The sequence below is a fragment of the Dyella telluris genome (assembly GCF_014297575.1).
Taxonomy (GTDB): Bacteria; Pseudomonadota; Gammaproteobacteria; order Xanthomonadales; family Rhodanobacteraceae; genus Dyella; species Dyella telluris.
The window spans coordinates 103,170-123,870 of record NZ_CP060412.1; the positions used below are offsets into that span (position 1 = coordinate 103,170).

At 57.6% G+C, this 20,701-nt stretch carries 32 protein-coding genes; 8 read left to right on the forward strand and 24 right to left on the reverse strand.

What is annotated here, in order from left to right; all coding sequences use genetic code 11:
- Positions 1-219 precede the first annotated feature (219 nt).
- From H8F01_RS00405 to H8F01_RS00425, 5 genes are read right to left on the reverse strand one after another with little or no spacing between them, the layout of a single operon-like run.
- Positions 220-501, reverse strand: coding sequence for a hypothetical protein (locus tag H8F01_RS00405; RefSeq protein ID WP_187057135.1), 282 nt, complete (start codon positions 499-501; stop codon positions 220-222).
- Positions 498-1,367 (reverse strand): hypothetical protein, encoded by an 870-nt coding sequence (locus H8F01_RS00410; protein WP_187057136.1) that lies wholly within the window; start codon positions 1,365-1,367, stop codon positions 498-500. The genes H8F01_RS00405 and H8F01_RS00410 overlap by 4 nt, the downstream gene beginning before the upstream one ends.
- A complete protein-coding gene (locus tag H8F01_RS00415; protein ID WP_187057137.1) occupies positions 1,364-2,011 on the reverse strand; it encodes an ATP-binding cassette domain-containing protein in 648 nt (215 codons plus the stop codon). The genes H8F01_RS00410 and H8F01_RS00415 overlap by 4 nt, the downstream gene beginning before the upstream one ends.
- Positions 1,995-2,690, reverse strand: a complete 696-nt coding sequence (locus H8F01_RS00420) for a ParB/Srx family N-terminal domain-containing protein (RefSeq protein WP_187057138.1) — start codon at positions 2,688-2,690, stop codon at positions 1,995-1,997. The genes H8F01_RS00415 and H8F01_RS00420 overlap by 17 nt, the downstream gene beginning before the upstream one ends.
- 13 nt (positions 2,691-2,703) lie before the next feature.
- Entirely contained in the window at positions 2,704-3,363 is a 660-nt protein-coding gene (locus tag H8F01_RS00425) for a ParB/RepB/Spo0J family partition protein (protein ID WP_187057139.1), read from the reverse strand.
- Between the two features lie 70 nt (positions 3,364-3,433).
- Between H8F01_RS00425 and H8F01_RS00430 the strand changes: the two genes are divergently transcribed.
- The 5 genes from H8F01_RS00430 (at position 3,434) to H8F01_RS00450 (ending at position 6,829) form a co-directional block, all read left to right on the forward strand.
- Positions 3,434-4,939, forward strand: a complete 1,506-nt coding sequence (locus H8F01_RS00430; protein WP_187057140.1) for a DEAD/DEAH box helicase — start codon at positions 3,434-3,436, stop codon at positions 4,937-4,939.
- An 8-nt stretch (positions 4,940-4,947) separates the two neighbouring features.
- On the forward strand, positions 4,948-5,259 hold the full coding sequence (locus tag H8F01_RS00435) for a hypothetical protein (protein ID WP_187057141.1): 312 nt from the start codon (positions 4,948-4,950) through the stop codon (positions 5,257-5,259).
- A gap of 178 nt (positions 5,260-5,437) precedes the next feature.
- Entirely contained in the window at positions 5,438-5,833 is a 396-nt protein-coding gene (locus tag H8F01_RS00440; protein WP_187057142.1) for a cell wall hydrolase, read from the forward strand.
- Between the two features lie 63 nt (positions 5,834-5,896).
- Positions 5,897-6,391 carry a hypothetical protein gene (locus tag H8F01_RS00445; protein WP_187057143.1) on the forward strand — a complete coding sequence of 165 codons (495 nt, stop codon included), beginning with the start codon at positions 5,897-5,899 and terminating at the stop codon, positions 6,389-6,391.
- A 54-nt stretch (positions 6,392-6,445) separates the two neighbouring features.
- Positions 6,446-6,829, forward strand: coding sequence for a hypothetical protein (locus H8F01_RS00450; protein ID WP_187057144.1), 384 nt, complete (start codon positions 6,446-6,448; stop codon positions 6,827-6,829).
- A 58-nt stretch (positions 6,830-6,887) separates the two neighbouring features.
- Here H8F01_RS00450 and H8F01_RS00455 read toward each other — a convergent pair whose 3' ends face one another.
- Positions 6,888-7,250 carry a hypothetical protein gene (locus tag H8F01_RS00455; RefSeq protein ID WP_187057145.1) on the reverse strand — a complete coding sequence of 121 codons (363 nt, stop codon included), beginning with the start codon at positions 7,248-7,250 and terminating at the stop codon, positions 6,888-6,890.
- A gap of 126 nt (positions 7,251-7,376) precedes the next feature.
- Between H8F01_RS00455 and H8F01_RS00460 the strand changes: the two genes are divergently transcribed.
- Entirely contained in the window at positions 7,377-7,748 is a 372-nt protein-coding gene (locus tag H8F01_RS00460) for a helix-turn-helix domain-containing protein (protein WP_187057146.1), read from the forward strand.
- On the forward strand, positions 7,745-8,326 hold the full coding sequence (locus tag H8F01_RS00465) for a dihydrofolate reductase (protein WP_187057147.1): 582 nt from the start codon (positions 7,745-7,747) through the stop codon (positions 8,324-8,326). The genes H8F01_RS00460 and H8F01_RS00465 overlap by 4 nt, the downstream gene beginning before the upstream one ends.
- Positions 8,327-8,962: 636 nt before the next feature.
- On the opposite strand, the gene H8F01_RS00470 is transcribed toward H8F01_RS00465, so the two are convergent.
- From H8F01_RS00470 to H8F01_RS00505, 8 genes are all read right to left on the reverse strand, one after another.
- Positions 8,963-9,553, reverse strand: a complete 591-nt coding sequence (locus H8F01_RS00470; protein ID WP_187057148.1) for a hypothetical protein — start codon at positions 9,551-9,553, stop codon at positions 8,963-8,965.
- 1,046 nt (positions 9,554-10,599) lie between these two features.
- A complete protein-coding gene (locus tag H8F01_RS00475; protein ID WP_187057149.1) occupies positions 10,600-11,028 on the reverse strand; it encodes a hypothetical protein in 429 nt (142 codons plus the stop codon).
- A gap of 62 nt (positions 11,029-11,090) precedes the next feature.
- On the reverse strand, positions 11,091-11,366 hold the full coding sequence (locus H8F01_RS00480) for a hypothetical protein (protein WP_187057150.1): 276 nt from the start codon (positions 11,364-11,366) through the stop codon (positions 11,091-11,093).
- Positions 11,367-11,503: 137 nt separating this feature from the next.
- Positions 11,504-11,830 (reverse strand): hypothetical protein, encoded by a 327-nt coding sequence (locus H8F01_RS00485; RefSeq protein WP_187057151.1) that lies wholly within the window; start codon positions 11,828-11,830, stop codon positions 11,504-11,506.
- A gap of 164 nt (positions 11,831-11,994) precedes the next feature.
- On the reverse strand, positions 11,995-12,276 hold the full coding sequence (locus H8F01_RS00490; protein WP_187057152.1) for a hypothetical protein: 282 nt from the start codon (positions 12,274-12,276) through the stop codon (positions 11,995-11,997).
- Positions 12,277-12,541: 265 nt separating this feature from the next.
- Positions 12,542-12,997, reverse strand: coding sequence for a hypothetical protein (locus tag H8F01_RS00495; RefSeq protein ID WP_187057153.1), 456 nt, complete (start codon positions 12,995-12,997; stop codon positions 12,542-12,544).
- 92 nt (positions 12,998-13,089) lie between these two features.
- Positions 13,090-13,383, reverse strand: a complete 294-nt coding sequence (locus tag H8F01_RS00500; protein WP_187057154.1) for a hypothetical protein — start codon at positions 13,381-13,383, stop codon at positions 13,090-13,092.
- Between the two features lie 257 nt (positions 13,384-13,640).
- Positions 13,641-14,102, reverse strand: a complete 462-nt coding sequence (locus H8F01_RS00505; RefSeq protein ID WP_187057155.1) for a DUF6908 domain-containing protein — start codon at positions 14,100-14,102, stop codon at positions 13,641-13,643.
- A gap of 1,998 nt (positions 14,103-16,100) precedes the next feature.
- Between H8F01_RS00505 and H8F01_RS00510 the strand changes: the two genes are divergently transcribed.
- On the forward strand, positions 16,101-16,475 hold the full coding sequence (locus tag H8F01_RS00510) for a hypothetical protein (protein WP_187057156.1): 375 nt from the start codon (positions 16,101-16,103) through the stop codon (positions 16,473-16,475).
- A gap of 51 nt (positions 16,476-16,526) precedes the next feature.
- On the opposite strand, the gene H8F01_RS00515 is transcribed toward H8F01_RS00510, so the two are convergent.
- The 10 genes from H8F01_RS00515 to H8F01_RS00560 form a co-directional block, all read right to left on the reverse strand.
- Positions 16,527-16,850, reverse strand: a complete 324-nt coding sequence (locus H8F01_RS00515; protein WP_187057157.1) for a hypothetical protein — start codon at positions 16,848-16,850, stop codon at positions 16,527-16,529.
- 229 nt (positions 16,851-17,079) lie between these two features.
- Positions 17,080-17,391, reverse strand: a complete 312-nt coding sequence (locus H8F01_RS00520) for a hypothetical protein (RefSeq protein WP_187057158.1) — start codon at positions 17,389-17,391, stop codon at positions 17,080-17,082.
- A complete protein-coding gene (locus H8F01_RS00525; RefSeq protein ID WP_187057159.1) occupies positions 17,388-17,624 on the reverse strand; it encodes a hypothetical protein in 237 nt (78 codons plus the stop codon). The genes H8F01_RS00520 and H8F01_RS00525 overlap by 4 nt, the downstream gene beginning before the upstream one ends.
- On the reverse strand, positions 17,617-18,357 hold the full coding sequence (locus H8F01_RS00530; RefSeq protein ID WP_187057160.1) for a hypothetical protein: 741 nt from the start codon (positions 18,355-18,357) through the stop codon (positions 17,617-17,619). The genes H8F01_RS00525 and H8F01_RS00530 overlap by 8 nt, the downstream gene beginning before the upstream one ends.
- A gap of 3 nt (positions 18,358-18,360) precedes the next feature.
- Positions 18,361-18,657 (reverse strand): hypothetical protein, encoded by a 297-nt coding sequence (locus tag H8F01_RS00535; protein ID WP_187057161.1) that lies wholly within the window; start codon positions 18,655-18,657, stop codon positions 18,361-18,363.
- A complete protein-coding gene (locus H8F01_RS00540) occupies positions 18,641-18,862 on the reverse strand; it encodes a hypothetical protein (RefSeq protein ID WP_187057162.1) in 222 nt (73 codons plus the stop codon). Before H8F01_RS00540 ends, H8F01_RS00535 begins: the two co-directional genes overlap by 17 nt.
- A complete protein-coding gene (locus tag H8F01_RS00545) occupies positions 18,859-19,041 on the reverse strand; it encodes a hypothetical protein (RefSeq protein WP_187057163.1) in 183 nt (60 codons plus the stop codon). The genes H8F01_RS00540 and H8F01_RS00545 overlap by 4 nt, the downstream gene beginning before the upstream one ends.
- Entirely contained in the window at positions 19,041-19,319 is a 279-nt protein-coding gene (locus tag H8F01_RS00550; RefSeq protein WP_187057164.1) for a hypothetical protein, read from the reverse strand. Before H8F01_RS00550 ends, H8F01_RS00545 begins: the two co-directional genes overlap by 1 nt.
- A 114-nt stretch (positions 19,320-19,433) precedes the next feature.
- The gene (locus H8F01_RS00555; RefSeq protein WP_187057165.1) at positions 19,434-19,862 is read right to left on the reverse strand and encodes a hypothetical protein; all 429 of its coding nucleotides are present in this window, start codon (positions 19,860-19,862) and stop codon (positions 19,434-19,436) included.
- Positions 19,859-20,533 carry a hypothetical protein gene (locus tag H8F01_RS00560; protein ID WP_187057166.1) on the reverse strand — a complete coding sequence of 225 codons (675 nt, stop codon included), beginning with the start codon at positions 20,531-20,533 and terminating at the stop codon, positions 19,859-19,861. Before H8F01_RS00560 ends, H8F01_RS00555 begins: the two co-directional genes overlap by 4 nt.
- Positions 20,534-20,701: the final 168 nt, after the last annotated feature.

Genomic DNA, 20,701 nt, shown 5'->3' on the forward strand with positions numbered 1-20,701 from the left:
CTTTGGCGACCGCTGCCGGGGTGTCCTTTGTATGTATGTGCTTACCTATTATACCGGGCACAACACTAAATTTCACACCTAGCTTCAACTTTCTTCCTATTTCGAGCCGGGTCTTCATTCCGGGATCAACGTAACTCTGAGCCGGGTATAATTCTCTACAGTAGCCCTTTAGTTATTAGTCCTGTAGAAACTAAAGAACTACGGTAAATAGAGGGAAATTCACGCCGGCTCCAGCGGTTCGATTCCCATAAGACGGAACCCTAGATCAGTGGGTTTCAGCAGTGACCGGCTCCGGCTCCTGCGTATCTCCTTCCCATCCCGGATCACGTAGCCCTCTTCCAGCATGGGACGCAGCGTGCAGTGCATGCTCGCCTTCGACGTGACCCAGCCGTACTGCACGACCAGGCTCTCAAGCAGCTGGTCGATGTCCAGGACGCTCCCATCGGGATTACCCCGGCACAGAAGCGTCATCACCTGTAGCTGCCGATTCGTCATCTTCATGGCAGGTTCTCCAATTTCAGCGGTTCGTCCGGACGCTGCCAATCGAAGGCTGCCAGAGGCAACCTGGTCGGGATCTCGCGTCCGTGATCAGGGTTTAGGTAGAAGCCATACATGGGCTGGGAGAACGCCAACTGGTTGAGGTTCTTCAGCAGCTCACGCGCCGGCATTGCGTCCACACGGGTCGTGCCGTTCTCGCGGTTCTTGCCGGTCTTCTCCAGGCTGGAATGCTTGAAGTAGAACGTGCGCAGGTCGCTCAGGGCACGCTCCCTGTACGCTTCTGGCATCTTCTCCAGCTCTTCGAGCAGTGCGACTTGATCGACAGGGTTGGAATCGAACCAGCGCGCATACAGACGCGATGCGGGGTCTTTCAGCTTCGGGGGTTCGGGCTCGACGAACTGGAACCCAGCTCGATGAGCAAACTGGTTGAACTTCGACATGGACGACTGGATCTCGCACACACGCCGGCCATCAATGCGGGCAGCCAGGTTGAGCATGCGGTATCCCACGCCCACGCCTCGGAACATGGTGTCGTTGACCGTGCGAGCGTTCAGCCCGAAGGTCCGGTTCAACCACTTGTAGCGGTAGGTGTTGGTGAGCTTGGTGTCCTGACCATCCGGTTTGATGTTCGGGAACGCCTTGTGACGGTCCCTGAGCAGCCCGCGTGGGTAGCACATGACGCACACACCCACCAGGCGCGAGCCGATGCTCACGCGGTAGTAGCGAGCGCCCATGACGTGCCCTTCCGACTTGTAGTGGAACTCGTGCAGCTGAGCCCAGTCCTCGGCGGTGCCTGGCTCGATCACCATCTCGTGCAGCATCGGGAACGCGGGGCGTGCCGTGTCGTCGCGGGTTGCAATCCAGGTCATGCCGGCAGCCACTCGTACTTGGTCAGGTCCACACGCTCGCCGTAGAGCTTCTCCACGGTGAGGGTCGGCCCGAGATACTTGGTCAGGTCCGTGTGCGTCGTCGCCACGACCAGGGTTGCACCACGGGTGCGGGCAGCCTTGGAGATGTTGAACGCCACGATCTTGGCGGTCTCGCGGTCCAGCACGGCTGCGAACTCGTCAGCCACCCAGACATTCGCGCCCGACTCCAGCACTTTGGCTAGGCGGAAGCGGTAACGCTGACCATCGGACAGCTCAGAAGGCTTTCGCACCCATACGTAGGCGTCGTTCAAGCCGGCCTGGCTCATCAGCTCCAGTGCCTCGCGGGTGTCCGAGCCGATCTGATCAACCAGCGGGACATCCAGGAGGGGCACCTCGTCGATGGAGATGACGTTCTTGCCACCCTCGCGCAGCTGCTGGGCCACGTCGCGGAGCAACAGGGACTTGCCCGAGCCGGACTGGCCCGTGATGTAGAGGATGTCGCCGTCGTTGACCTCGATCTCCAGGTCTTCGTAGATCACAAAGCGCTTGTCGGAAAGACCGAGCCCAAAGGACTCGGCCACTTCCAACACGCGGCTGGATTTCTCAACGCGGGTGTCGAAGGACTTGTTAACCCGCAGCAGCATGGCCAGCCTCGATGTCCAGCATCAGCTCCTGGACGAACGCACCGAACGCTTCCCCACCCTTCTTGCCGGTCTTCATCTCGGCCTGGCCCTGGAATCGCGCCAGAGCACGCTCAAACGCGACAGGAAGCGCGCTGAAGCCCAGCACATGATTCACTGCGATGAACTGCGAGCGCTCTTCTGCGGGCTTCTCAGACGTGATGGTGACGGACGTGGTGCGGGCAGCTTCGATAGCGCCCACGAGGGACGAGGTATCGACTTCAGCCAGGTCGGTGAACAGGAACTCCAGCTCCTTGTCGTCGAAGCCGATGGTCTCCAGTTCGAAGCCTTCGTCCTTCAGCGAGTGCAGTTCGCTGTTGATCATGTCCACGTCGAAGTCACCGAGGGCGACACGGTTGTCCGAGAGGCGCGCAGCCTTGGTCTGTGCCGGGGTCAGGTCACTGCGGACGATGACCGGGACTTCCTTCAGACCCAGATGGATCGAAGCCAGGCGACGACCGTGGCCCTTGATGATCACGCCATCGGCGTCCACCACGATGGGCACGTCAAAGCCCTGGGTCTGGATGACCTTCGCCAGCGCCTCGACCTGGGCCGAGGTGTGGATCTTGGGGTTCTTGTCGTAGGGCTTGATGCGATCAATGGCCCACGATTCGATAGTTGGTTTGTACGGCTTCCCTGCCATAACAGCTCCTGAGTTAATCCTTCTGGCTCCAGTTGGAGCAGAGATAGACGAGTGCGTCGCCGGCATTGGCCAGGGAGTCCTGTCCCGTAAAGCCCTGCCGCTTCATCACCGCCTCCATGATTCGGGTCACACGATCCGCGTCTTCGAGGGGAACCTTGAAGCGCATCATCTGGTGCGTCTGAGGTGCCGACGTCACCTCATCCATCGGGCTGGGCTCCTCGGGTTTGGAGAAGCTCAGATCGAGTTCCAGGTCCAGCGAGTCCAGGTCGATGGAATCGCTCTGGAAGATCTCTTTGAGGTCGTTGTCGCTGAAGGGCATGAACTCGGTCACGTCGCCTTCGATGTCCTTGAGCAGGCTCGACAGCTTCAGCGTGTCTTCCAGCCCGTAGTGACGGTTATCGACAACGGCAATCTCCTTCGCACGCTTGTCGTCAATCGGACCAAGGTTGTAGACGTCGATCTGGTCGTAGCCGATGGCAATCGCTGCGCGGGTCGTGTGCTCGCCGGCAATGACTTCCAGCTCGCCTGTCGGTAGCTCGCGCACAACGACGGGGCGGAACAGACCATTGCGGCGAATGCTCTCTTCCAGTCGTCGCTGGTTGTCCGGGGAGACGTGATTCGCGTTCCACGGACTGAATTGCAGATTTTTTGGATCAACGCACTGCGTTTTCACTCAAACGTCCTGTATAATATGTATGTCCATACATAGTCTAAGGCTTATAGGGAAGCGCCACAAGGCAAACATGAACGTCAAGATCGCAATGAATGCGGTCGTCGCCAAGCTGATCACGGATGATCGCGAACTGAAGCTGGCTGTATCCGACCTCCTCTCCTACAACGTCGCGGGCGCTGAGCACTCTCAGTCGTTCCAGACGGGCGGTTGGTCGGGTCGTTCCACTCTCTTCAGCTATGGCACTTCGACCTTCCCTGCTGGCCTGGTCAGCATGGTCTACACCTGGCTGAAGCAGAAGGGCTACAACCCGCAGCTCATCCGGAAGCCTGCCCCTGAACCTCTGGGCAAGCCCGAACCCATCGTCAACGAGTTCGGCAAGTCCGAGGCATACGACTACCAGTACGAGGCTGTCCGGCAGCTCATCCGTCACCGCGCCATCATCGCCCAGGTCGCAACGGGCGGTGGTAAGTCGAACATCGCCTCCATCGCGGTGGGCTGGATCAAGCGCCCGACCCTCTTCCTGACGACGCGCAAGGTGCTCATGCACCAGATGAAGCGCACGTTCCAGAAGTCGCTGAAGTGGCGCGCTCGCAACGGTGAGCCCGAGATGGCCGGCGTGAAGGTCGGTGTCATGGGCGACAGCGAGTTCAACCCTCGCAAGCACATCAACGTCGGCATGGTGCAGACCATCATGGCCAAGCTGACGTCGGACGACCCGAAGGTGGTCGCCCAGATGAAGGCAATCCTCGCCATGTTCGAATTCGTGATCCTCGAAGAGGCCCACGAGTCCAGCGGTGGCGGCTACTACGAGATCATGGGCAACTGCACCAACGCCCACTATCGCCTGGCGCTGACGGCTACCCCGTTCATGCGTGAGGACGAAGAAGCGAACATGCGCTTGATGGCGTGTTCGGGACCGATCGCCATCCACATCACGGAGAAGATGCTGATCGACCGTGGCGTGCTTGCCCGGCCCGAGTTCAAGTTCATCACGCCTCCGCAGAGCCAGAAGGTCCGTCGCAACAGCGACTGGCAGCGCTCCTACAACTACGGGATCGTCAACAACGAGGCTCGCAACGGGATCATCATCGCGGAATCGACGCGAGCTGCCCGTAACAGCCTGTCCGTGATGATTCTGGTGCAGCGCCAGGAGCACGGCAACAACCTGGAAGCCCAGCTCAAGGAAGCCGGTGTCCGCGCCCGCTTCATCTTCGGTAAGTCCGAGCAGGACGAGCGCGACGAAGCCCTCGCCTCCCTGATGTCCGGTGAGCTTCAGGTGCTGATCGGCTCGACCATCCTCGACGTGGGTGTGGACGTGCCGGCAGTGGGCATGGTGATCCTCGCAGGCGGTGGCAAGGCGGAAGTCGCCCTTCGTCAGCGCATCGGTCGAGGACTGCGAAAGAAGCCTGCTGGCATGCCGAACGTCGCCTACATCATCGACTTCATGGATGCCATCAACAAACACCTGGTCGGTCATGCCGCCCAGCGTCGTCAGATCATCGAATCCACCCCTGGATTCGCGGAAAACATCCTGCCTTCTGGCAGGGACTTCAGCTTTACCTACAAACTCAAGTGAGGAAGAACATGGAACAGAAGATCGAGACCCAGAGCGAGCGCAAGACCCTGATGGTGGACGAGAAGACCTACGACAAGGTGTCGGCGGCTGCCAAGCGTGGCGGTTCCGGTGTCACCCGTGGTGTCGTGGTCGCCGCCCTGATCGACCTGGTGGGTCAGGACCAGCTGGATCGCAAGCTGGCCGAAATCGCTGCCGAGGCGAAGGCTGCCCGCGAGAAGAAGTCCGAGCAGCGCTCCAAGCTGTCGGAGCTGGCCGAGGTGCTGAGCCCGGCTGAGATCGAAGCCCTGCTGCGCCAGGCGCGTCAGCGTCAGGGCAGTTAACGTCTCTTGAACTTGGGGTTTTGCGCGTGCTGTATAATATGTATGCGCATACATCACGCGCATCACCCCAAGCAACAAGAGGCAATATGTTTTGGTATCTACACTCTCTTTCCTTCTACGGACTGCCGTAGCGCTCACCTCCCTCAATCCCCAACCTACGCAGGCTGAAATGCACTGCATGTCCGTCACCGCATACGCTGAAGCTCGCGGTGAAGGTGTTGAAGGGATGGCCCTGGTGGTCGAATCCCTCCTCCAACGAAAGCAGATGACCGGGCAGGACGCCTGCTCCATCGCCAATCGCTACTACGACGGCTTCAAACTGATGAAGCGTCGCCCCTCTCCAGCCAAAACGGATACCGAGAACTGGATCCGTGCAAGCGCAGTCACCGCGCTCACCGTCAATGGCGCCATCAACCTGGGCAGCTGCTCGGGCGCAACCCACTTCTATCGCAAGCTTCCAGGTCGCCGGGCACCCTACTGGGCCAAGCCGGAGCATCGCGTGTGCAAGTTGGGCAACCACATCGCCTATCGCTACGTCATGCGCCCCGCTGTGCAAGGTCAGGTTGCAGGGTGAACGCATAGGGAGGGGTAACACCCCTTCCTAGACTGCGCTTACCACAACAACGGAGACACCCAGATGCCAAGGAAGGCTAAGGGCAACAAGAAAGACCAGGCACCACCCAAGCCTGTCAGCATCATCACGCTCCGGTCGAGCAGTCGCGGGTATCACACCGAGGCTTTGCTGTGGGCCAGCCAGGAAGACATGATCCGCGCCCTCAGTGTCTACAGTGCAACGCCGGCCAACGTCGGGGCTGCGTTCGTAGGCTTCTCGCGCAAGGAGAAGAAGGCCAAGTGGGGCAAGCTGCCCTCCAGCGCTCTCCTGGGCGAGTTCCACTTCTACGTGGGCGGCTGGGACATCGAAATCGTTTCGCACGAAGTCACCCATTCCGCCATCCATCGCATGCGTGTGCTCGACCCCGATGGTGAGGATGTCCTGGACGATGGCGTTGCTGCTGACGGGGAGCCCCTGGAAGAAGTGATCGCCTACGAGTCGGGCTTCTGGACGAGCGACATCCATCGCTGGCTGTCTACGACTGATCCAACTGAACGCCCGGTTGATCACGGGCGCTAACGTAAGTATCCACATACGTATAATGTAAAGACACCAACAAGGAGCAACACCGCAATGGAACTGCAGCATTACATCGGCGTCGCGATCTTCCTGATCGTGCTCATCCTCATCTTCCGTCCGAAGGTGGGCAAGCACGAAGAGAAGATCACCGTCGCCACCTACGACATCGCTGTGCCCGACGTCCCGGCATACGCCGACTTCGAACAGTTCGCCTACGGTCGCAAGGCCGGCGAGTCCGAGAACCTGGGCGAAGTGGCCAGCATGTTCATCAACCTGATCGAGGAAGATCTGCCGGCACGTCCGTCGCAGGACAACCCGATCCGCGTCCTGATCCGTCGCCACGGTGAAGACGTGAGTCCCGTGGAGCTGTTCATTGCTCCCACCCCGATGGGCGTGGGCGGTGGCATCGGTTTCCATCCGGTGAAGCAGATCCGCTAAGCGTCAACCAAGACGCTCTATAGAAAAGGCCGGGAAATTCCCCGGCCTTTTTTGTGGCTCACAGACAGGCTTCTGCTTCGCCTCGTCGCTTGGAGAAGGAGCTGATCGAGGGAAGCGTGCGCATCGCAACCTCCGTGCCCGTAGCCGACTTCGTGGCAGAGAGCGTGCTCAGCACCTGGCCCTGCGCACCCGTGCCGGGATTGGGCATCACCAGCGTCCGGTCGTCACCGTTGGGCACGATATGCGCGAACGTGTTCTCTTCCATCCACTTGGGCTGGACGCACTCAAGATAGGTCTGGGGCGACTTGTCCGTGTGCGCAGTGAACAACGGCTTGCGCTGCTGGATCTCTCCGTAGGACACGCAACCCGTCAGCAGGCTACCGATCACAGCGAACGCCACCAATCCCATCTTCAGCTTCATCACCACTCCTGAGTTCTGTTCTATGTAGTTCTATTTTATCGACGCGGTGCATTGCCACCGGGTCGTTCCGTCTGTGTATGTACGCGCATACGTATAATCAATACATACGAACGCACAGAGAGAGCCATGACGGAAGAAGCCCCTACCCCGCGAAACAGCAAAGCCGATCAGGAGGCAGTAGCTGACGCCCTGGTCGATCAGCTGCACAACACGATTCGCACCCAGATCGCTCGACGCAAGATCCGAGTAGCCGACATCGCAAGAAATTATGGCTGCTCACAGGTCTATATCTTCAACCTGTTGAAGAACAAGGAAAACGTATCCCTGCGCGTCTTGGGCAAGCTCGCCCTGGCGATGGGACTGCAGGTGACGCTCGCCTTTGCACCCATCGAAGGCTGGGAAGACCGCGACAACGACATCCCCGGCACGTCGGGCCGAGACCTCGACTCCATCGACCTGGACAACGAGATCCAGGAACTGCTCAGGAACTTCGCATGATCACGCACATCACCATCGTCGTCGCCGTAGATCGCAAGATGGGCATCGGGAAGGACAACGCCCTGCCCTGGCCCCGTCTGTCCAACGACATGAAGCGATTCCGGGCTATCACGCAGGAGATCGGCACGGTCGTCATGGGCAAGAACACTGCCCTGTCGCTGGGCAAGCCTCTGGACGGTCGCATCAACTACGTCCTCTCGCGCACGAACCCCGAGCTGCCCGAGGGCTTCATCGTGGTCGAGTCGGTGGACGAGCTGGACGAGCTGCACCAGGGTCCGATTGCAGTGATCGGCGGCGCTCAGGTCTATGACGAGTTCTTGCCCGTTGCGGACGAGCTGAAGATCACCTGGGTCCACGAGGAGTTCGACTGCGACACACGCCTGCACCTAGCTCCCGAGTTCCTGGAGCGCTTCCACATGACGGAGCAGGATCACCGGCCACCGAATCCGGGTTCGACGATCCAGCTGACCTTCGAGAGCTACCGCTACGCCACCTCCCCCAATGCTGAGGGCGAGTTCGTGGATATGGGACCGCTCTCCGGAGATCCGGTCGAGTTGCTCAAGTCCTGGGCAGCATAGTCATCAGCGAGGTCTACCAGCTCCCGGACAAGCGCCGGGACTGGTGCCCTCTTGTAACGCTCTGGAAGCTCACGCCAGGTCCGTAGAAGCTCTCCGAGATCCAGATCCTCCCTAGGGAACACCAGCATCCCCCGACCGTCACAGACGGCGCACCGTCCGCCCTGCTCACCGTGGCATGGTCCACACGGGATGCACACCCAGAACCGTCTCCCGATGAAGACGCCCTTCCCACAGTGGAAGCACACGGCCCCTTCCTGATCCATCGAGACACACCGCCCATAGCAGTTGTCGCAGAAGGCAGGTGGCCCCAGCAGGTAGTAGTTCACTCTCCGTCCCATGTGCGAAGGGTAAGCCTGCCCTGTCTCAATCTGCGAGCGTCACCTGGTCGCCTGTATAAGGACAGCCTGGTCGGTGGTCGCCAGCGGTAGGTCAGCCGGTCAATGGGTCGGTTGGTCTCCGGTCGCCTGTATAAGGACTGCCGGGAACCTGGTGCCGGGGTGCCTGTATAAGGTTACGTGGAAATCGTCGCACTTCGGAGGCATCCGGCTGGCGATGTTGCGCGATTTCTAGGACTTCGAAAACGAAAAAGTGAGCTAGATTTCTCTAGCTCACTCTCTCATTGTTTGCTTTGTTCGCTTACGCTTCCAGTGCGAAGCGCTCCCATTCTGCGCGCTTGCTGTCAAGCAAAGCGAAAGACTTGTCAGACACGTCAGAGCTGATCCAGTTGAGCGCACGCAGCGCCTTGAGACTGCTAGAGGCTTGCGTGGGAGCGGTCGAGCTGCCAATGGGGAGTTTCTTCAAAAGCGCATTGGTCACGCCTTTGGTCTGCAATTCGCCAGCATCACGCAGAATGCTGATCGAAGCGTAAAGCGTCACATTGGGCTTCTCACGCTGCAACACTTCGCGCCAATGGCAACCCTTGCCGAGTGCAGTCACGACAGCTTGCAGCTTGTCCTGCGCGTAGATAGCGGCGCGCATGGCGTAGGAGTGGTCAACGTGCGCAGTGTAGGCGGCGAGAATCTTCTCATCCTTCAGCATGCCGACCCACTTATCAGCGCGACGCTTTGCGTTCTTTGCGCTTGTCACTTCGTCGCTGCTCTTATTCTTGTCTGCAATGATCGCAGCAAGCTTGTCAGACTGCGCAGCGTAGTCTGCGCGGAAGTCGATAGCGTCAGCGACAGTAGCAGCGGCGACGGTCTTAGCAGCGGTCTTAGCGGTCTTAGCCATTTTAGTATTCCCTTTGGTTTGGTTTGGGTTAGTGCGGTCTTGCCCGACCGCACAAACATAGTATGCGCATACATACTTCCCGTCAACAGATTTATTCAACTTTTTTTGATGGAAAAAACATGGTGTATGTATTGACATACTATGCAAGTGCATGTTAGTCGCGTGCGCGCTTTCATTCTCTCTCAGTGCATGCTTTTTGCTGCGCTGCATATAGACGTCTATACGTCTGTGTGATAGTCGCGCACTCCTACGTGCGATGCTCCTATGCGACGCGCACGAGCAATCCATGGTTTTCCCACCGAGCACCGGTTTAACCAACGTCTTTCCACCGGGAGCAGGAAAGCCCTGGTGGCCGCCAAACCTAGAGGGAAACCTATGGGACGCCAACTTACCTATAGGGGCACCCATAGCCGGGTAATCCATGGGTCAACCTGCCCTATGCCCAAAAGAAAGCCCAGAGGTGATCTGGGCTTGCTGACTACGGTGGACAGGGCAACTGCAGGAGATTGAGATTTAGCATGGGCTAAGGACGCTCTTTCGCTTCATGGTGCGTTGGGCGCGACGATCCAGGTTTCGGGCTTTCTCACGCTGTCGATGGCGGTGATGCGCTTCGACAAGTTCCAACGCAGAGTAGTTGGTCGTGTAACCACCATTGAATCGTTTGCTAGCTTTCATGCTATCTCTCCATCTCCATGTGTCTCTTATGTCGGGTGTCATCGCAGCTGTGAACTCGTTCAAAGTTCTTTGCGATGTGTGAATTTTGCGCTTATGCGCTATTTCCGAGAACAAATGGAACTAGGTAGAAGTCGATTTCCAGGAGAGACCCTATCAACGTAACTCTAGGGCGAATGCCTGTCTGAAACGCCCTGTATCGAGCCCTAAGCGCCTCCTAGGGTTTCTCTATATCTGCGTCGCTCTGTAGGGCTGCGTGCGCTGTGTGACGCTGTAGGCCGCGTTTAGGAAGACCGTCCTAGGCCAGGTGTAGGAGAACCCATGGGTTAGCCGGCGACACAGTAGAAGAGCGCCCATAGGACGCTCTGTATCGCTCAGTATTGAACGCGCTGCAATGACAGCATCAGTTCACTGATTCGCTGCGCGAGCGCGTCGCGTGACTCGTACATCTCGCATGCAACGCGCTCTTTTTCGATGTCGTCGCTATTGCAGTAAGCGTGCAGATCACGAGTGTCGAGAAGTCCATCGGGTGATTTCTCACTCATCGAGTCGTAGACGTTCAGCGTATACATCGTTTCGTCGCTGTCGATCCACTGGTCATCAATCATCGTGTGCTGTGCTGCGATCACATGCACGACATAGCGTTCTTGAATCAGCATGAACGCGAAATTGTAAAAATCATCATGGTCTTGCACGTTTGCGACAGTGAAAGCTTTCATAGTTGCATGCTCTTGCGTTGTGAGTGAGCAAGCAGTGTCGCGTTGGATGCGAAACCCGACTATCGGCACGTTGAAGGTTGTCATGCCGGAGTAACCATGGGTGATCTGCAGACAAGAGAAAGCGCCTACAAGAGGCGCTCTCGCTATCAGACGTCGAGGTCGATCTCAAAGTCAGACCATGAATCGCGCTTGTCGAACTCAGCGTAAGCCTGCATGAGGGCGCTCGATGCTTGCACGACATTCAGACCCAGCTGTAGGCATGCGTTGCGACTGATCTGCACGTCGTAGAACAGGTCATTGAGGTCGTCATCTTCACGAACGAGGTCAAGCGTCGCGAAGCGAACACCATCGCTCGTGACTTGAAAGGTCGTCGTATCGTTCGCTTCGTCGATGATGATTTCGAAAAGAACCTTGATCTGCATAGCGTTTTGCTCTGTGAGTGAGTGTGTAAGCATCATCTGTGAGGTCGCAACGCCCGAGAATCGGCACGATGCCGGTGATTCCATGGGTTATCCATGCGCTCGATGCGAGAAGAGCGACGCTAGGTCGCTCTGTAGGTTCAGTCGTTCTCGCGATCAATAACCATGCGTTCGACGACGTGTTCCATCGCTGCTGCGATGCTGTCGTGCGTCTCATCGAGGAGCACGCAGTTGACTTGAGAGAACACGTCAACACCTTGGTCGAACGAGAGCACGCGATACTGTCGCGTTTCGAGGTTCTGAAGGAGGAAATAGTGATTTCCTTCATAGATCTTCGCTTGCACGCTGTAGGTTGTGTCAGCGTCATCGACGACCTCAGCGTTGAAATCTTGCGCGAGCAAGTAGCGAACCAGCGCGATGTGATTCGTGTCGATGTCGTTCGTGTCAATCTTCGCTGCAATCTTCATACGTAGGTCTCATGTGAGTGTGCGTCGCTGCATTGCGACGAGACACATGATCGAGTTGGACGCGAGTTCCGAGAATCGGTGTGTTTGAGGACTCATGCCGGCGAATCCATGGGTTGCCCAGGAGGTGCGCATGAGAAGAGCGACACGAGGTCGCTCTATAGGACTCAGAGGGCTTCGAGCACGTCTTCGTCAACACCAGCTTCGCAACAGTTGAACTCGAAAACACCAGCTGCGAGAGACTTCATGTGCTCACGAGCGCGCTGTGCAAGTTCCAGCTGCTGCTCTTTAGGACGTTCTGCGATTGCTTCGCTGAGGTGATAGCTCAAGCGCACGAAGAGGTCATACTGCTCGCCCTCACTCTCTTGAAACGCGAAGAGCGCGAGGTCGTAATCGACGTAGACGAGAGTGTTGTTGAGGAACTTTTCGACGTACTGCTGAGCGTTCATAGGTCTATTTCTCTGTGAGTGAGTCGCTATCTGCGACACACGCATGATCGTGTTGGATCTGATTTCCGACTATCGGCACTCTTGAGGCCAGGATCACCCATGGTCTATCCATGGCTTGCCCTGACTCTCACCCAAAACAAAGGCCCGATGGCACTCACTCCATCGAGCCTCTGTCCCAGCTGACTTGTCTCCCCTACTGAGTCCTGGTCATTCTCAGTAGGGCACAACTAATAAGGTGGTCATGTCCTTGTGGTCCCTTGGCCGCTTACAGGGCGACTGCGTGGATGCCGGCTTCACCGTTCATGGCGCGCTTCATCAGCTCAGCCACGAGTTCTTCGGTCGTCAGGGCGCTGACACTGGTGGTCGCTTCCACTGCCGGACCCTGGTTCGCATGGTCGTCGAAGGTCTCCAGGACATCGAGGATCTCCTCCGCGATACCGTCGATGCGGGGCGTCACCAGGTCGTTCGGACGCTTGCTGGGCTGACCCATCACGATGGGACGCAGCAGATCCTGCAGCAGTGCCAGCTGGACGTTGCCTTCCTCGTCACCCTTGGCCTTGCGGAACTTGGCGAGCATCCCGGCGACCTGGTGGAGATACGCACCGTGCATCAGCACTTCCTCGGCGTGATGAGCCAGCTCCTGACGCAGCTCGTTCTCGGTCATGTTGCGGACCATCTCACCGTGCATCAACAACTGGTCTTTCTTCTGCTGCTCGTTCATGGCTCTGTTTCTCTCTGTGCGCTGCGCGCTTTGTGTTTGTGTGCTTAGTGTATGTATGCGCTCACATATCGTCAAGCGCATACGTATGGGATCTACTTGGCAGTGCGTGACTCGTGGCGGTGCATGAAGACGATCAGGCCGATCCACATGACCAGGCCAATCACCCCACCCACGGCCATCATTGCATCGACCTCGCTGGTGTTCATCAGGACACAGAGGGCCAAGATGAGATAGAGGCTCAGCAGCACCACGTCCAACAGGTTGGCACCTCCCTTCTTGGCCGGCTTCCAACCCTGTGCCATGCGGTAGACATCACCTGTGGCCTGAAAACGGGTCATGCCTGCCTCGATAGGAATGCCGGCGTACTGGTGTGCAATCACGTTCATAGCGTTTGCTCGCTGCGTTGTGTGTATGTGCATACATAGTAGCGCATCAGCAACAACCGACAATCGGCACGTCATAGGACTATTGGCGGCCCCTCCATGGGTTATCCATGGCTCACCCTAGGGCGGCTCCACCCAAAAAAGTGCCCCTGCGAGCGGGCAAGCTCCAGGGGCGTGGTCGAACAATAATCAGAGCCCAAAGGGAGGCCGAGGACGGGAGTCTTTGGCCCACCTACCCTGTTACTGCAGACAGGGTGATTTTAGTCGGTTTCGCGGAAGGGGGCCACCTTGTACTGGTCGTGGATCTGGACGAACCAGGTCTCGGTGATGAAATCGAGGATGCTATGCACCAGGCGCAGGTCAAGCGTCCCCTGGTCCTCGTCCGTGGTCTCCTGGTGAATGCCCATCCAGTCGTTCCGGAAGGACAGAGGAAACAGGACTTTGGTGCCATTGATGGTCAGCTCCATCAGGACAATATCCGGGTCACGCATCAGATCACCATTGGACTCGCCGTAGCTGGCAATGGAGTACGTGGGCTGGCCATAGTGGTTGCTGATGACCTCGACCAACACATCCATCATGCCCTGGGACTTGAACCGCGTATTCCGGCGATGACCTTCCATCAGCAGATCGAACTGCTCATAGGCCCAGGTCATACGGCCAAAGGTTCTGTCTTGTGTGGCCAGCTGCTCGATGGCAGTGATCACTTTATGGTCCGTCATGCTGTGCTCCGTTGTCAGTTGCTGCGATGAGCAAATGATGATTGTGGCGCATGACCCCGACTATCTGGGAGAGATCAGATACCTGCCCTAGGCTGGGCCATGGTTGTGCCATGGGCTCACCTGCGGTCTATCCATGGTCTGCTGATGGTTGGCCCACCGGCCCTATGGTTTGTGGCTGCTCTACGTGTATAGAGAGATAGAGATATGCACGCTTGTCCCTAGAGCCTATGGGAAAACCTATGGTCGGCCATCCATCAACCTATGGCACCTTGGCTGCTGGTCCACCCTAGTCCCAGTGATCATGTCCCTAGTTTTGATTAGTTATAGGGAAATATAGAACCCGTAGGCCGCCTATTTCCCAAGAATCACTGCTCAATAAACCTATTTGTTATGGCCGTCTAAATAGATACGTTTACTTTTGGCCATCCAGAACATGCTCAAAACAGCCAAAAACCATGTTGACGTACTGTTTGAGGGGTTAATGACTAATTTCCCTATGCTAATAAACATGAGGGAATGGCCAACCAGTGTGCCTAGTGCCAAGGCCAACCGCTCCCATGGTTCAACCATGGATAGACCTAGGGGAGAGTGACGGTTGGCTCATGGGATGGCCGGCTATGGGAGAGCCATGGTTGAGCAGAGGAGGTGCCAATACAGGGGAAACCATGGATAGACCATGGGCAAGCCTAGGGCCGGGTTGGCACCACTATCCCTATAGGGAACCAGGTCATCTGGAGCCGGGAGTATCTCTTTCTCTATGGAAGTGCCTATCTGATGCCGGAGCTATCTGACTGACCTAGTACATGTGCTACGTAGGCCAGGATTAGGAAGACCGTGTTTGCTCCGGATGAGCGACAGCTCGGAAACTAGGCAATCTGAGAACTCAGGATATGACGCCCCCTACCCCGTGACGATGCACTGAGTAGGGACACATCCCGGCCTTCAGACTGCCTTGGGGAGTTTGACTCCCTCCCGGTGGTGATCCACAGGGGCAACCTTCAACCTCATGCCATTGCGACAGTCACTGTTGTTCCTCGGTGCGCATGAGCCTGGGCAAGCCAGAACAGGTAACACCGTGTCACTCACCCGCCTCGCTGTCGCACCTATCGGTGACGCCCGAGTCCTGTCTGCGGGAAATCCTTCATCAGGGTCATTGCTACAAGAGCTGCCAGTGGCCGAACGTATGGGTGCCGATAAACCGCTAGCTGACCTGAGTATGTTAGCGCGTACATACCGTGGCGGGCAATGCTGGATAGAGCATGGGTCGGCCGGACTTGGGAGCGCCTGGACATGGAGGGGCCATGGGAAACCCTTGCAATATATGTGGCGCGGGCCGGCACCGTCATTTGCCCTTCCCTTCCACAGGCACCTCGGCTCTCCCATCCCTCTATACCCCGGCCTGTCTCTTCCCATACCCCTATGCGTAGGCCATCCCTACTGCTACTCCCCATAGCTCTCTCCCCTAGGGTGTGTGTGCTCCTCTATCCCTTCTTCCCTATACCCACAAGTCTTCTCCTGCATCCCTATAGCCGGACACAATACCGACCTCGACCTGGTGCGATTCGTGTGTGTCTGTGTCGTTCTCTATGCGTGGGATGAGCGCTCGTTCTTTGTATCGTTCGTGCTGCTTATCTCTATGCGAGAAACGCGCTAGATCGACGCGAGAGACATTTCCCTTATGCGAGCGCTGTGCTGCTACTCGTTCTATGCGGGGAACGTCACAGTGATCGTTTTAGCGTTCGACGATGTTGACGATATGGGTGTGTTTCTCATGCGGGAGTGTTGATTTCGCGGAAAGCGTGTCAAGTTCCCTTTACATGTGTTGGCGATCGAGGCGTTTGCGAATTTAAGTTATTGATCCGGCAGGTTTATTTGGAATTTTGGTGGGTTCGATACAAATAATTTCTGTAACGGAGGGACTTAACAGATTCGTTGAGTGACCGCTTTGCAGGAATTGACCAACTTGCGCCCTTACATCAACACCTATAAGGCTTAAACATGAATCAACATTTCAGTAGTAACGACCCGAACCACCGCATCCAGATGGCACACGTCAAGGAGCTGTCCACCGACAAGCTCAGTGGCGAGTCCTTCAAGTACACCTTCCATGACGTGAAGAAGCTCTGGGAGGGACACTATGGCGGTCCATCGGGCTGGGCACAGAAGACCGCCAAGGAGCGCGACGATTACCTTCAGGGATTGAAGGACTGTGCCAACGCAGTGAAGAAGATCGCGGAGATGGAGCCGGACATGGGACACAAGCGCAGCATGCTTGCTTGTTACCACGGGACCATCTGGATCTATGCCTGGATCAGCCACCTGACCGTCGACGGTCAGTTCTGCGATGACCTCTTGGACGCAGTTGGCTCCTAACCAAAAGAAAGCCCGGTCATGTGCCGGGCTTCTCTGTGTAAGGGTGGATGGTCAGTCGTAGTCTTGAACCTCGCACTGGATCGCCCTGTCGAGGATCAGTCGCATCTTGTCGCCTTCATCCCGCTCGCGGTCAGTGCCACCCTGTAGACGCTGGGAGATCAGCTTGAGCTTGTCGAAGTCCTCAGCCTCGATGCAGTAGTCGATGTAGATCCTGGTGGGTTCCCCGATTGTTGGCTCGGGTGCATCGAGTATCCGGCGAATGTCCTCGTTCGGGTCTGTCGAAAGCTCGCCCACCTTCAATAGTGCTGGGTCATCCCAAACGCCTTGAATCCTCGCCCTGATGGCTTGAAGCTTCTCGTCCTGGCTCAGCGTCACTTGATGCTCCTTAGCTGCCCCTGTGTAAGGCATTCCATGTGCCCGCTCTTCCAGCCAGGCACTCCCTCTTTGTCTGCGTAGACCCGTTCGGTCCCCAGGTAGCCGTCGAACCGGACCCAGGGTGCTTCAGAGGTGCTCTGCACGACGGTTCCACACATGCCAGGTTCGATCCACTTGGGATCGTCCCGGTCGATGGACGCTACACAGACGCGATCACCTGCTTTGAACTTTACCATCGCCCCTCCCCTGCCGCTGGCTTGAGCTTGGGAACACTGTCAGCGTCGCCATAGCTGACGTTGAGGTTCCTGACGATCTGCTCCACCACGCTGCGCTTGACCTCATGGCCGTTGGTTTTGTTGAACTCGCTGATGACCCGCTGGACGATCCAGTCGAGGTTCAACTCATGGGTCGTCTGACGAGCACGCTCCTGCACCGCCTCCTTGATCCACTCCTTCACCTCGGCCTTCGTGATGCCCAGGTCAGCAATGTGTTGGCGCAGGGCGAGCGTGATCTCCCGGCGTCCTACCTCGTCAGCCTTCATGCGTTCAGCGCCTTCTTGATTGCTGTCTGCACCTCACGACGGCCACGGTAGCTCGCCTCCCTGGCGATCTCCTTGAACAGTTCGGAGGCAGTGGGTGCCTTGAAGAACGTGTGGAACAGATCGTTCTCGTGCTTCCACCACGGTTCGGTGGGATTACCAGCTGGCCAGGTCTCCTTGAAACCGAGAGCCTTCATCACTTCCGGGCTGAGCTTGGGTTCGTTGGACTCACTCATGCTCGATCACCTGGTCATCATCGACGCGCTTGAGGATCTCGATCTTGGGCATCTCGACGGGATCGTAGGTCAGCGCGGTGTTCTTCAGCGCTTCCATGCCGGCACGTTGGATCGTCTGCACAACGTAGGCATCGACTTCCGATTTTGCGCTTTCGACCGTTTTCTCCATGTGTTCGTCGAACATGTCCGCGACGAACTTCATGTTGCCCGTCATCTGGGCGCGTGCAGTGGACGCCTTCAGCTGTAGGGCTGCCTTCTGTTTGATGGGCAGCTTCAGCTCACCCAGCATCTTGTGCAGCTCATCCACCTCGCTGAGTGCGGTCTCCAGGCGCTTTCTGACCTCGCCCGCGAACTGCTTGGTTCGGGACTGTGGCGGTGCCAGCTCCGGGACATAGCCATTACCACCAGGCTCGCGATAGCGGAGCGTGCATTGGCTACCCATGCCTACGTTGGGGCTGGACACGAAATGCGCCCACTGGGCTTCGCTCAGATCCACCTCGATGTAGGGCTTGGTCGCTGCATGCACCCAATCGGTAGACAGGTCACGACGAATGGAGCTGCTCGCGATCCGAATACGGATGAAGTGCTGATGGTTGAAGTCCGACCCGTACAGATTGGTCATCCCACTGATGCGAGACGCTCCGATCTGCGCGTAGGCCGGGTGTTCGTAGATCAGCCCACCCATCGGGCCAGCCTCTTCACGAACGGTCGGTTCCAGGAAAATGCGCTTCATGGCTTATGCCTCTTTGCCATTGGTTTCGTTGTACTTCGCGACACGCCAATTGACGTGCTCGGGCTGGATTTCGTCGGGGTTGGATCCGCACAGGTAGACCTGGGCCGGCTCAACCTCATTCAGGGCTTTGCCACGCTGATGAACCAGGGTGATTTCGCTGGGCGGGAGATCCTCCACCACGTCGTCGTCGTAGTTGACGACCAGGACATCCATTGCTTCAGAGGTGGCGACAAACTGGACGACTCCAGCTTGGATCGTGACCACCACGGCGGGCAGCTTCTTCTCAGTGTCGGCGGGCATTCCAGTTCCTTCGTTGTTTCCCGCGATGCGGGTGCTTGTGTTGGTCGTTGAAATGGATCTTGGGCAGGCTGATGACCGAGTAGTCCGGCTTGCGAGGGACGACTTTGGAGAACTCGACGATCTCCACAGCTGCCTTGGCCATCGCTTCAGCAAGCCCCTTCATGGACCCGCTCAGGTCGTCGATGATCAGGATGCGGTGCTTCACTGCTCACCCCACTGCTTCTGCGGGCCGGCTTCGTCCCAGCGCATCACGAAGTTCTCCAGCCAGTCGCGCTGCTCCGAGGTCAGGTAGTCGAGCCACAGAAGCTCGTCAGCGCTGACCCAGGGGAGGCCCTGCTCCTCGCACCAGGCTTTGAACTCGTCGTAGAGGGATTGCCCGTCCATCAGTGAACCCTCACGAACTCGAAGGACTCACGGGCCGGGTTCAGCGGGCGACCCACGCGGTCATCGAAGCCATCGCAGTAGATGCGGTAGCACAGCTCACCCCGATAGTCCTTCTGGAACTCCCGGACGGTGAAGGTGAAGTCGCGGGCGATGGTGCCCATCTTCGGTTCCCAGTTCAGGTAGCGAAGCTTGCGACCTACGTTGTGCTTCATCTCCTCGGGCACGTCGTTCGGATCCACGTACAGCCCGAGATCCTTCATCAGGGACTTGACGTTCACGACATGAACCTCTGGGCGACGATGTTGATGGACGCGGCGATCACGAGAGCGCTCGCGGAGTACAGGAGCACGCACAGGGCGCGGACCAGGCGGGTTTCGTTCTGCTGGGACATGTCAATGAGCCTCCTGGGCGTTCGTGCGGTCTCGATAGAACTTCAGCAAGCTGTCCACGACGTCCTCCACGTCACTCTCGGACACCTGCGGGCGCATGGATTCCACGACTTGCTCCAGCGCTTCGCGGAAGCCCTTGTCGTAGTTGTAGGCTTCGATGGGTTCGTCCAGGTCGTCGTAGAGCGTCAGATCGAGGGGAATGGCGTCCTTGATCGCCTGCATGCAGTCGCGGGTCGTCTCGCCCTTCAGAATCGCCTGGATGTAGTCGCAGTCTTCCTTCTCAGCGTCGCTGAGGAGATCCCATGCCACGCGCTCCCAGCTTTGATGGTTCACGGATCCATCCTTGAGCAAGGGAGTGACCATCAGGGACTCTCCTTCATTGCTCGGACCCATCGCGTAAACCTTGCCTTCGGTGCGATAGAGGTTCTTCATGCAACCTCCGGAACAAGCTTCGGACGAGCTGCGATGCGAGCTTCCTCGGCAGTGATCATTTCCATGCTCGGGGGTGCGGGGAAGCCAACGATGTCGTCCTGGAACACGCGACAGGCGATGCACGCGAGATTGGGATACTTCTCAAGCGTGGCGCGATCCTCGAAGGTGGAACGGCTGTAGACGTTCTCGATGGATTCGACTTCGCTGATCTGGTTCTTGGTCTTGAGGAAGAACGCAGAGCTACCCAGGTGGACTTCGTACTCACAGGTCTCGTCGTCGTAACCCACGATGCAGAGCTGCTGACCATTGGGAAGATCGGCGCGGACTTCGTAATCCACGACACGAGCCGGGTTGCTGTCGATGAACGAGTAGGACTTCAGCATTTCTTCCCACTGGGCATCAGTGAGAGGCGCGAACTTGGGATCCAGCAGGAACAGGAGGTCGCGGTCGAAGATCTCCTGAAGGTCGTCCTCGCAGATACCCCAGTCACGGATGTCCTGGCGGGTGTCGGCACCCTGGATGTTGAACATGTCATCAACGTCTTCCGGAGCATCGACGGGCACGCAGTAGAGCTTCTGCTCGCCATCCACGGAGACGAGGAAGTAGTTGTAGCTCAGGCCCACGGTGCGGTAGCGGTCGGGCATCTCGACAAGGATGGCTTTGATCTTCATCGCTTGCTCGTGGACTTCTTTCACTGCTCGCTCGTACTTGGTCATGTCTCTTCTCTCGTTGCGCGTCGTGCGCTTCTCAGTGCGAGCAGATTAAGAACGGCTCACACACCCGACTATCGGCACGTAATAGGCGCACGACGCTCTCTGTCTCGCTCTGCGCGTCGCGTG

Bases quoted from the DNA above. Each gene is read 5' to 3' on its own strand.
- H8F01_RS00560 (WP_187057166.1), bottom strand. From the start codon at position 20,533: ATGAAGATCAAAGCCATCCTTGTCGAGATGCCCGACCGCTACCGCACC.
- H8F01_RS00510 (WP_187057156.1), top strand. From the start codon at position 16,101: ATGAATCAACATTTCAGTAGTAACGACCCGAACCACCGCATCCAGATG.
- H8F01_RS00440 (WP_187057142.1), top strand. From the start codon at position 5,438: ATGTCCGTCACCGCATACGCTGAAGCTCGCGGTGAAGGTGTTGAAGGG.
- H8F01_RS00470 (WP_187057148.1), bottom strand. From the start codon at position 9,553: ATGGCTAAGACCGCTAAGACCGCTGCTAAGACCGTCGCCGCTGCTACT.
- H8F01_RS00485 (WP_187057151.1), bottom strand. From the start codon at position 11,830: ATGAAGATTGCAGCGAAGATTGACACGAACGACATCGACACGAATCAC.
- H8F01_RS00420 (WP_187057138.1), bottom strand. From the start codon at position 2,690: ATGGCAGGGAAGCCGTACAAACCAACTATCGAATCGTGGGCCATTGAT.
- H8F01_RS00480 (WP_187057150.1), bottom strand. From the start codon at position 11,366: ATGCAGATCAAGGTTCTTTTCGAAATCATCATCGACGAAGCGAACGAT.
- H8F01_RS00445 (WP_187057143.1), top strand. From the start codon at position 5,897: ATGCCAAGGAAGGCTAAGGGCAACAAGAAAGACCAGGCACCACCCAAG.
- H8F01_RS00415 (WP_187057137.1), bottom strand. From the start codon at position 2,011: ATGCTGCTGCGGGTTAACAAGTCCTTCGACACCCGCGTTGAGAAATCC.
- H8F01_RS00495 (WP_187057153.1), bottom strand. From the start codon at position 12,997: ATGAACGAGCAGCAGAAGAAAGACCAGTTGTTGATGCACGGTGAGATG.
- H8F01_RS00405 (WP_187057135.1), bottom strand. From the start codon at position 501: ATGAAGATGACGAATCGGCAGCTACAGGTGATGACGCTTCTGTGCCGG.
- H8F01_RS00455 (WP_187057145.1), bottom strand. From the start codon at position 7,250: ATGAAGCTGAAGATGGGATTGGTGGCGTTCGCTGTGATCGGTAGCCTG.
- H8F01_RS00535 (WP_187057161.1), bottom strand. From the start codon at position 18,657: ATGCCCGCCGACACTGAGAAGAAGCTGCCCGCCGTGGTGGTCACGATC.
- H8F01_RS00475 (WP_187057149.1), bottom strand. From the start codon at position 11,028: ATGACAACCTTCAACGTGCCGATAGTCGGGTTTCGCATCCAACGCGAC.
- H8F01_RS00555 (WP_187057165.1), bottom strand. From the start codon at position 19,862: ATGAAGAACCTCTATCGCACCGAAGGCAAGGTTTACGCGATGGGTCCG.
- H8F01_RS00465 (WP_187057147.1), top strand. From the start codon at position 7,745: ATGATCACGCACATCACCATCGTCGTCGCCGTAGATCGCAAGATGGGC.
- H8F01_RS00490 (WP_187057152.1), bottom strand. From the start codon at position 12,276: ATGAACGCTCAGCAGTACGTCGAAAAGTTCCTCAACAACACTCTCGTC.
- H8F01_RS00435 (WP_187057141.1), top strand. From the start codon at position 4,948: ATGGAACAGAAGATCGAGACCCAGAGCGAGCGCAAGACCCTGATGGTG.
- H8F01_RS00450 (WP_187057144.1), top strand. From the start codon at position 6,446: ATGGAACTGCAGCATTACATCGGCGTCGCGATCTTCCTGATCGTGCTC.
- H8F01_RS00520 (WP_187057158.1), bottom strand. From the start codon at position 17,391: ATGAAGGCTGACGAGGTAGGACGCCGGGAGATCACGCTCGCCCTGCGC.
- H8F01_RS00410 (WP_187057136.1), bottom strand. From the start codon at position 1,367: ATGACCTGGATTGCAACCCGCGACGACACGGCACGCCCCGCGTTCCCG.
- H8F01_RS00500 (WP_187057154.1), bottom strand. From the start codon at position 13,383: ATGAACGTGATTGCACACCAGTACGCCGGCATTCCTATCGAGGCAGGC.
- H8F01_RS00430 (WP_187057140.1), top strand. From the start codon at position 3,434: ATGAACGTCAAGATCGCAATGAATGCGGTCGTCGCCAAGCTGATCACG.
- H8F01_RS00505 (WP_187057155.1), bottom strand. From the start codon at position 14,102: ATGACGGACCATAAAGTGATCACTGCCATCGAGCAGCTGGCCACACAA.
- H8F01_RS00545 (WP_187057163.1), bottom strand. From the start codon at position 19,041: ATGGACGGGCAATCCCTCTACGACGAGTTCAAAGCCTGGTGCGAGGAG.
- H8F01_RS00530 (WP_187057160.1), bottom strand. From the start codon at position 18,357: ATGAAGCGCATTTTCCTGGAACCGACCGTTCGTGAAGAGGCTGGCCCG.
- H8F01_RS00460 (WP_187057146.1), top strand. From the start codon at position 7,377: ATGACGGAAGAAGCCCCTACCCCGCGAAACAGCAAAGCCGATCAGGAG.
- H8F01_RS00525 (WP_187057159.1), bottom strand. From the start codon at position 17,624: ATGAGTGAGTCCAACGAACCCAAGCTCAGCCCGGAAGTGATGAAGGCT.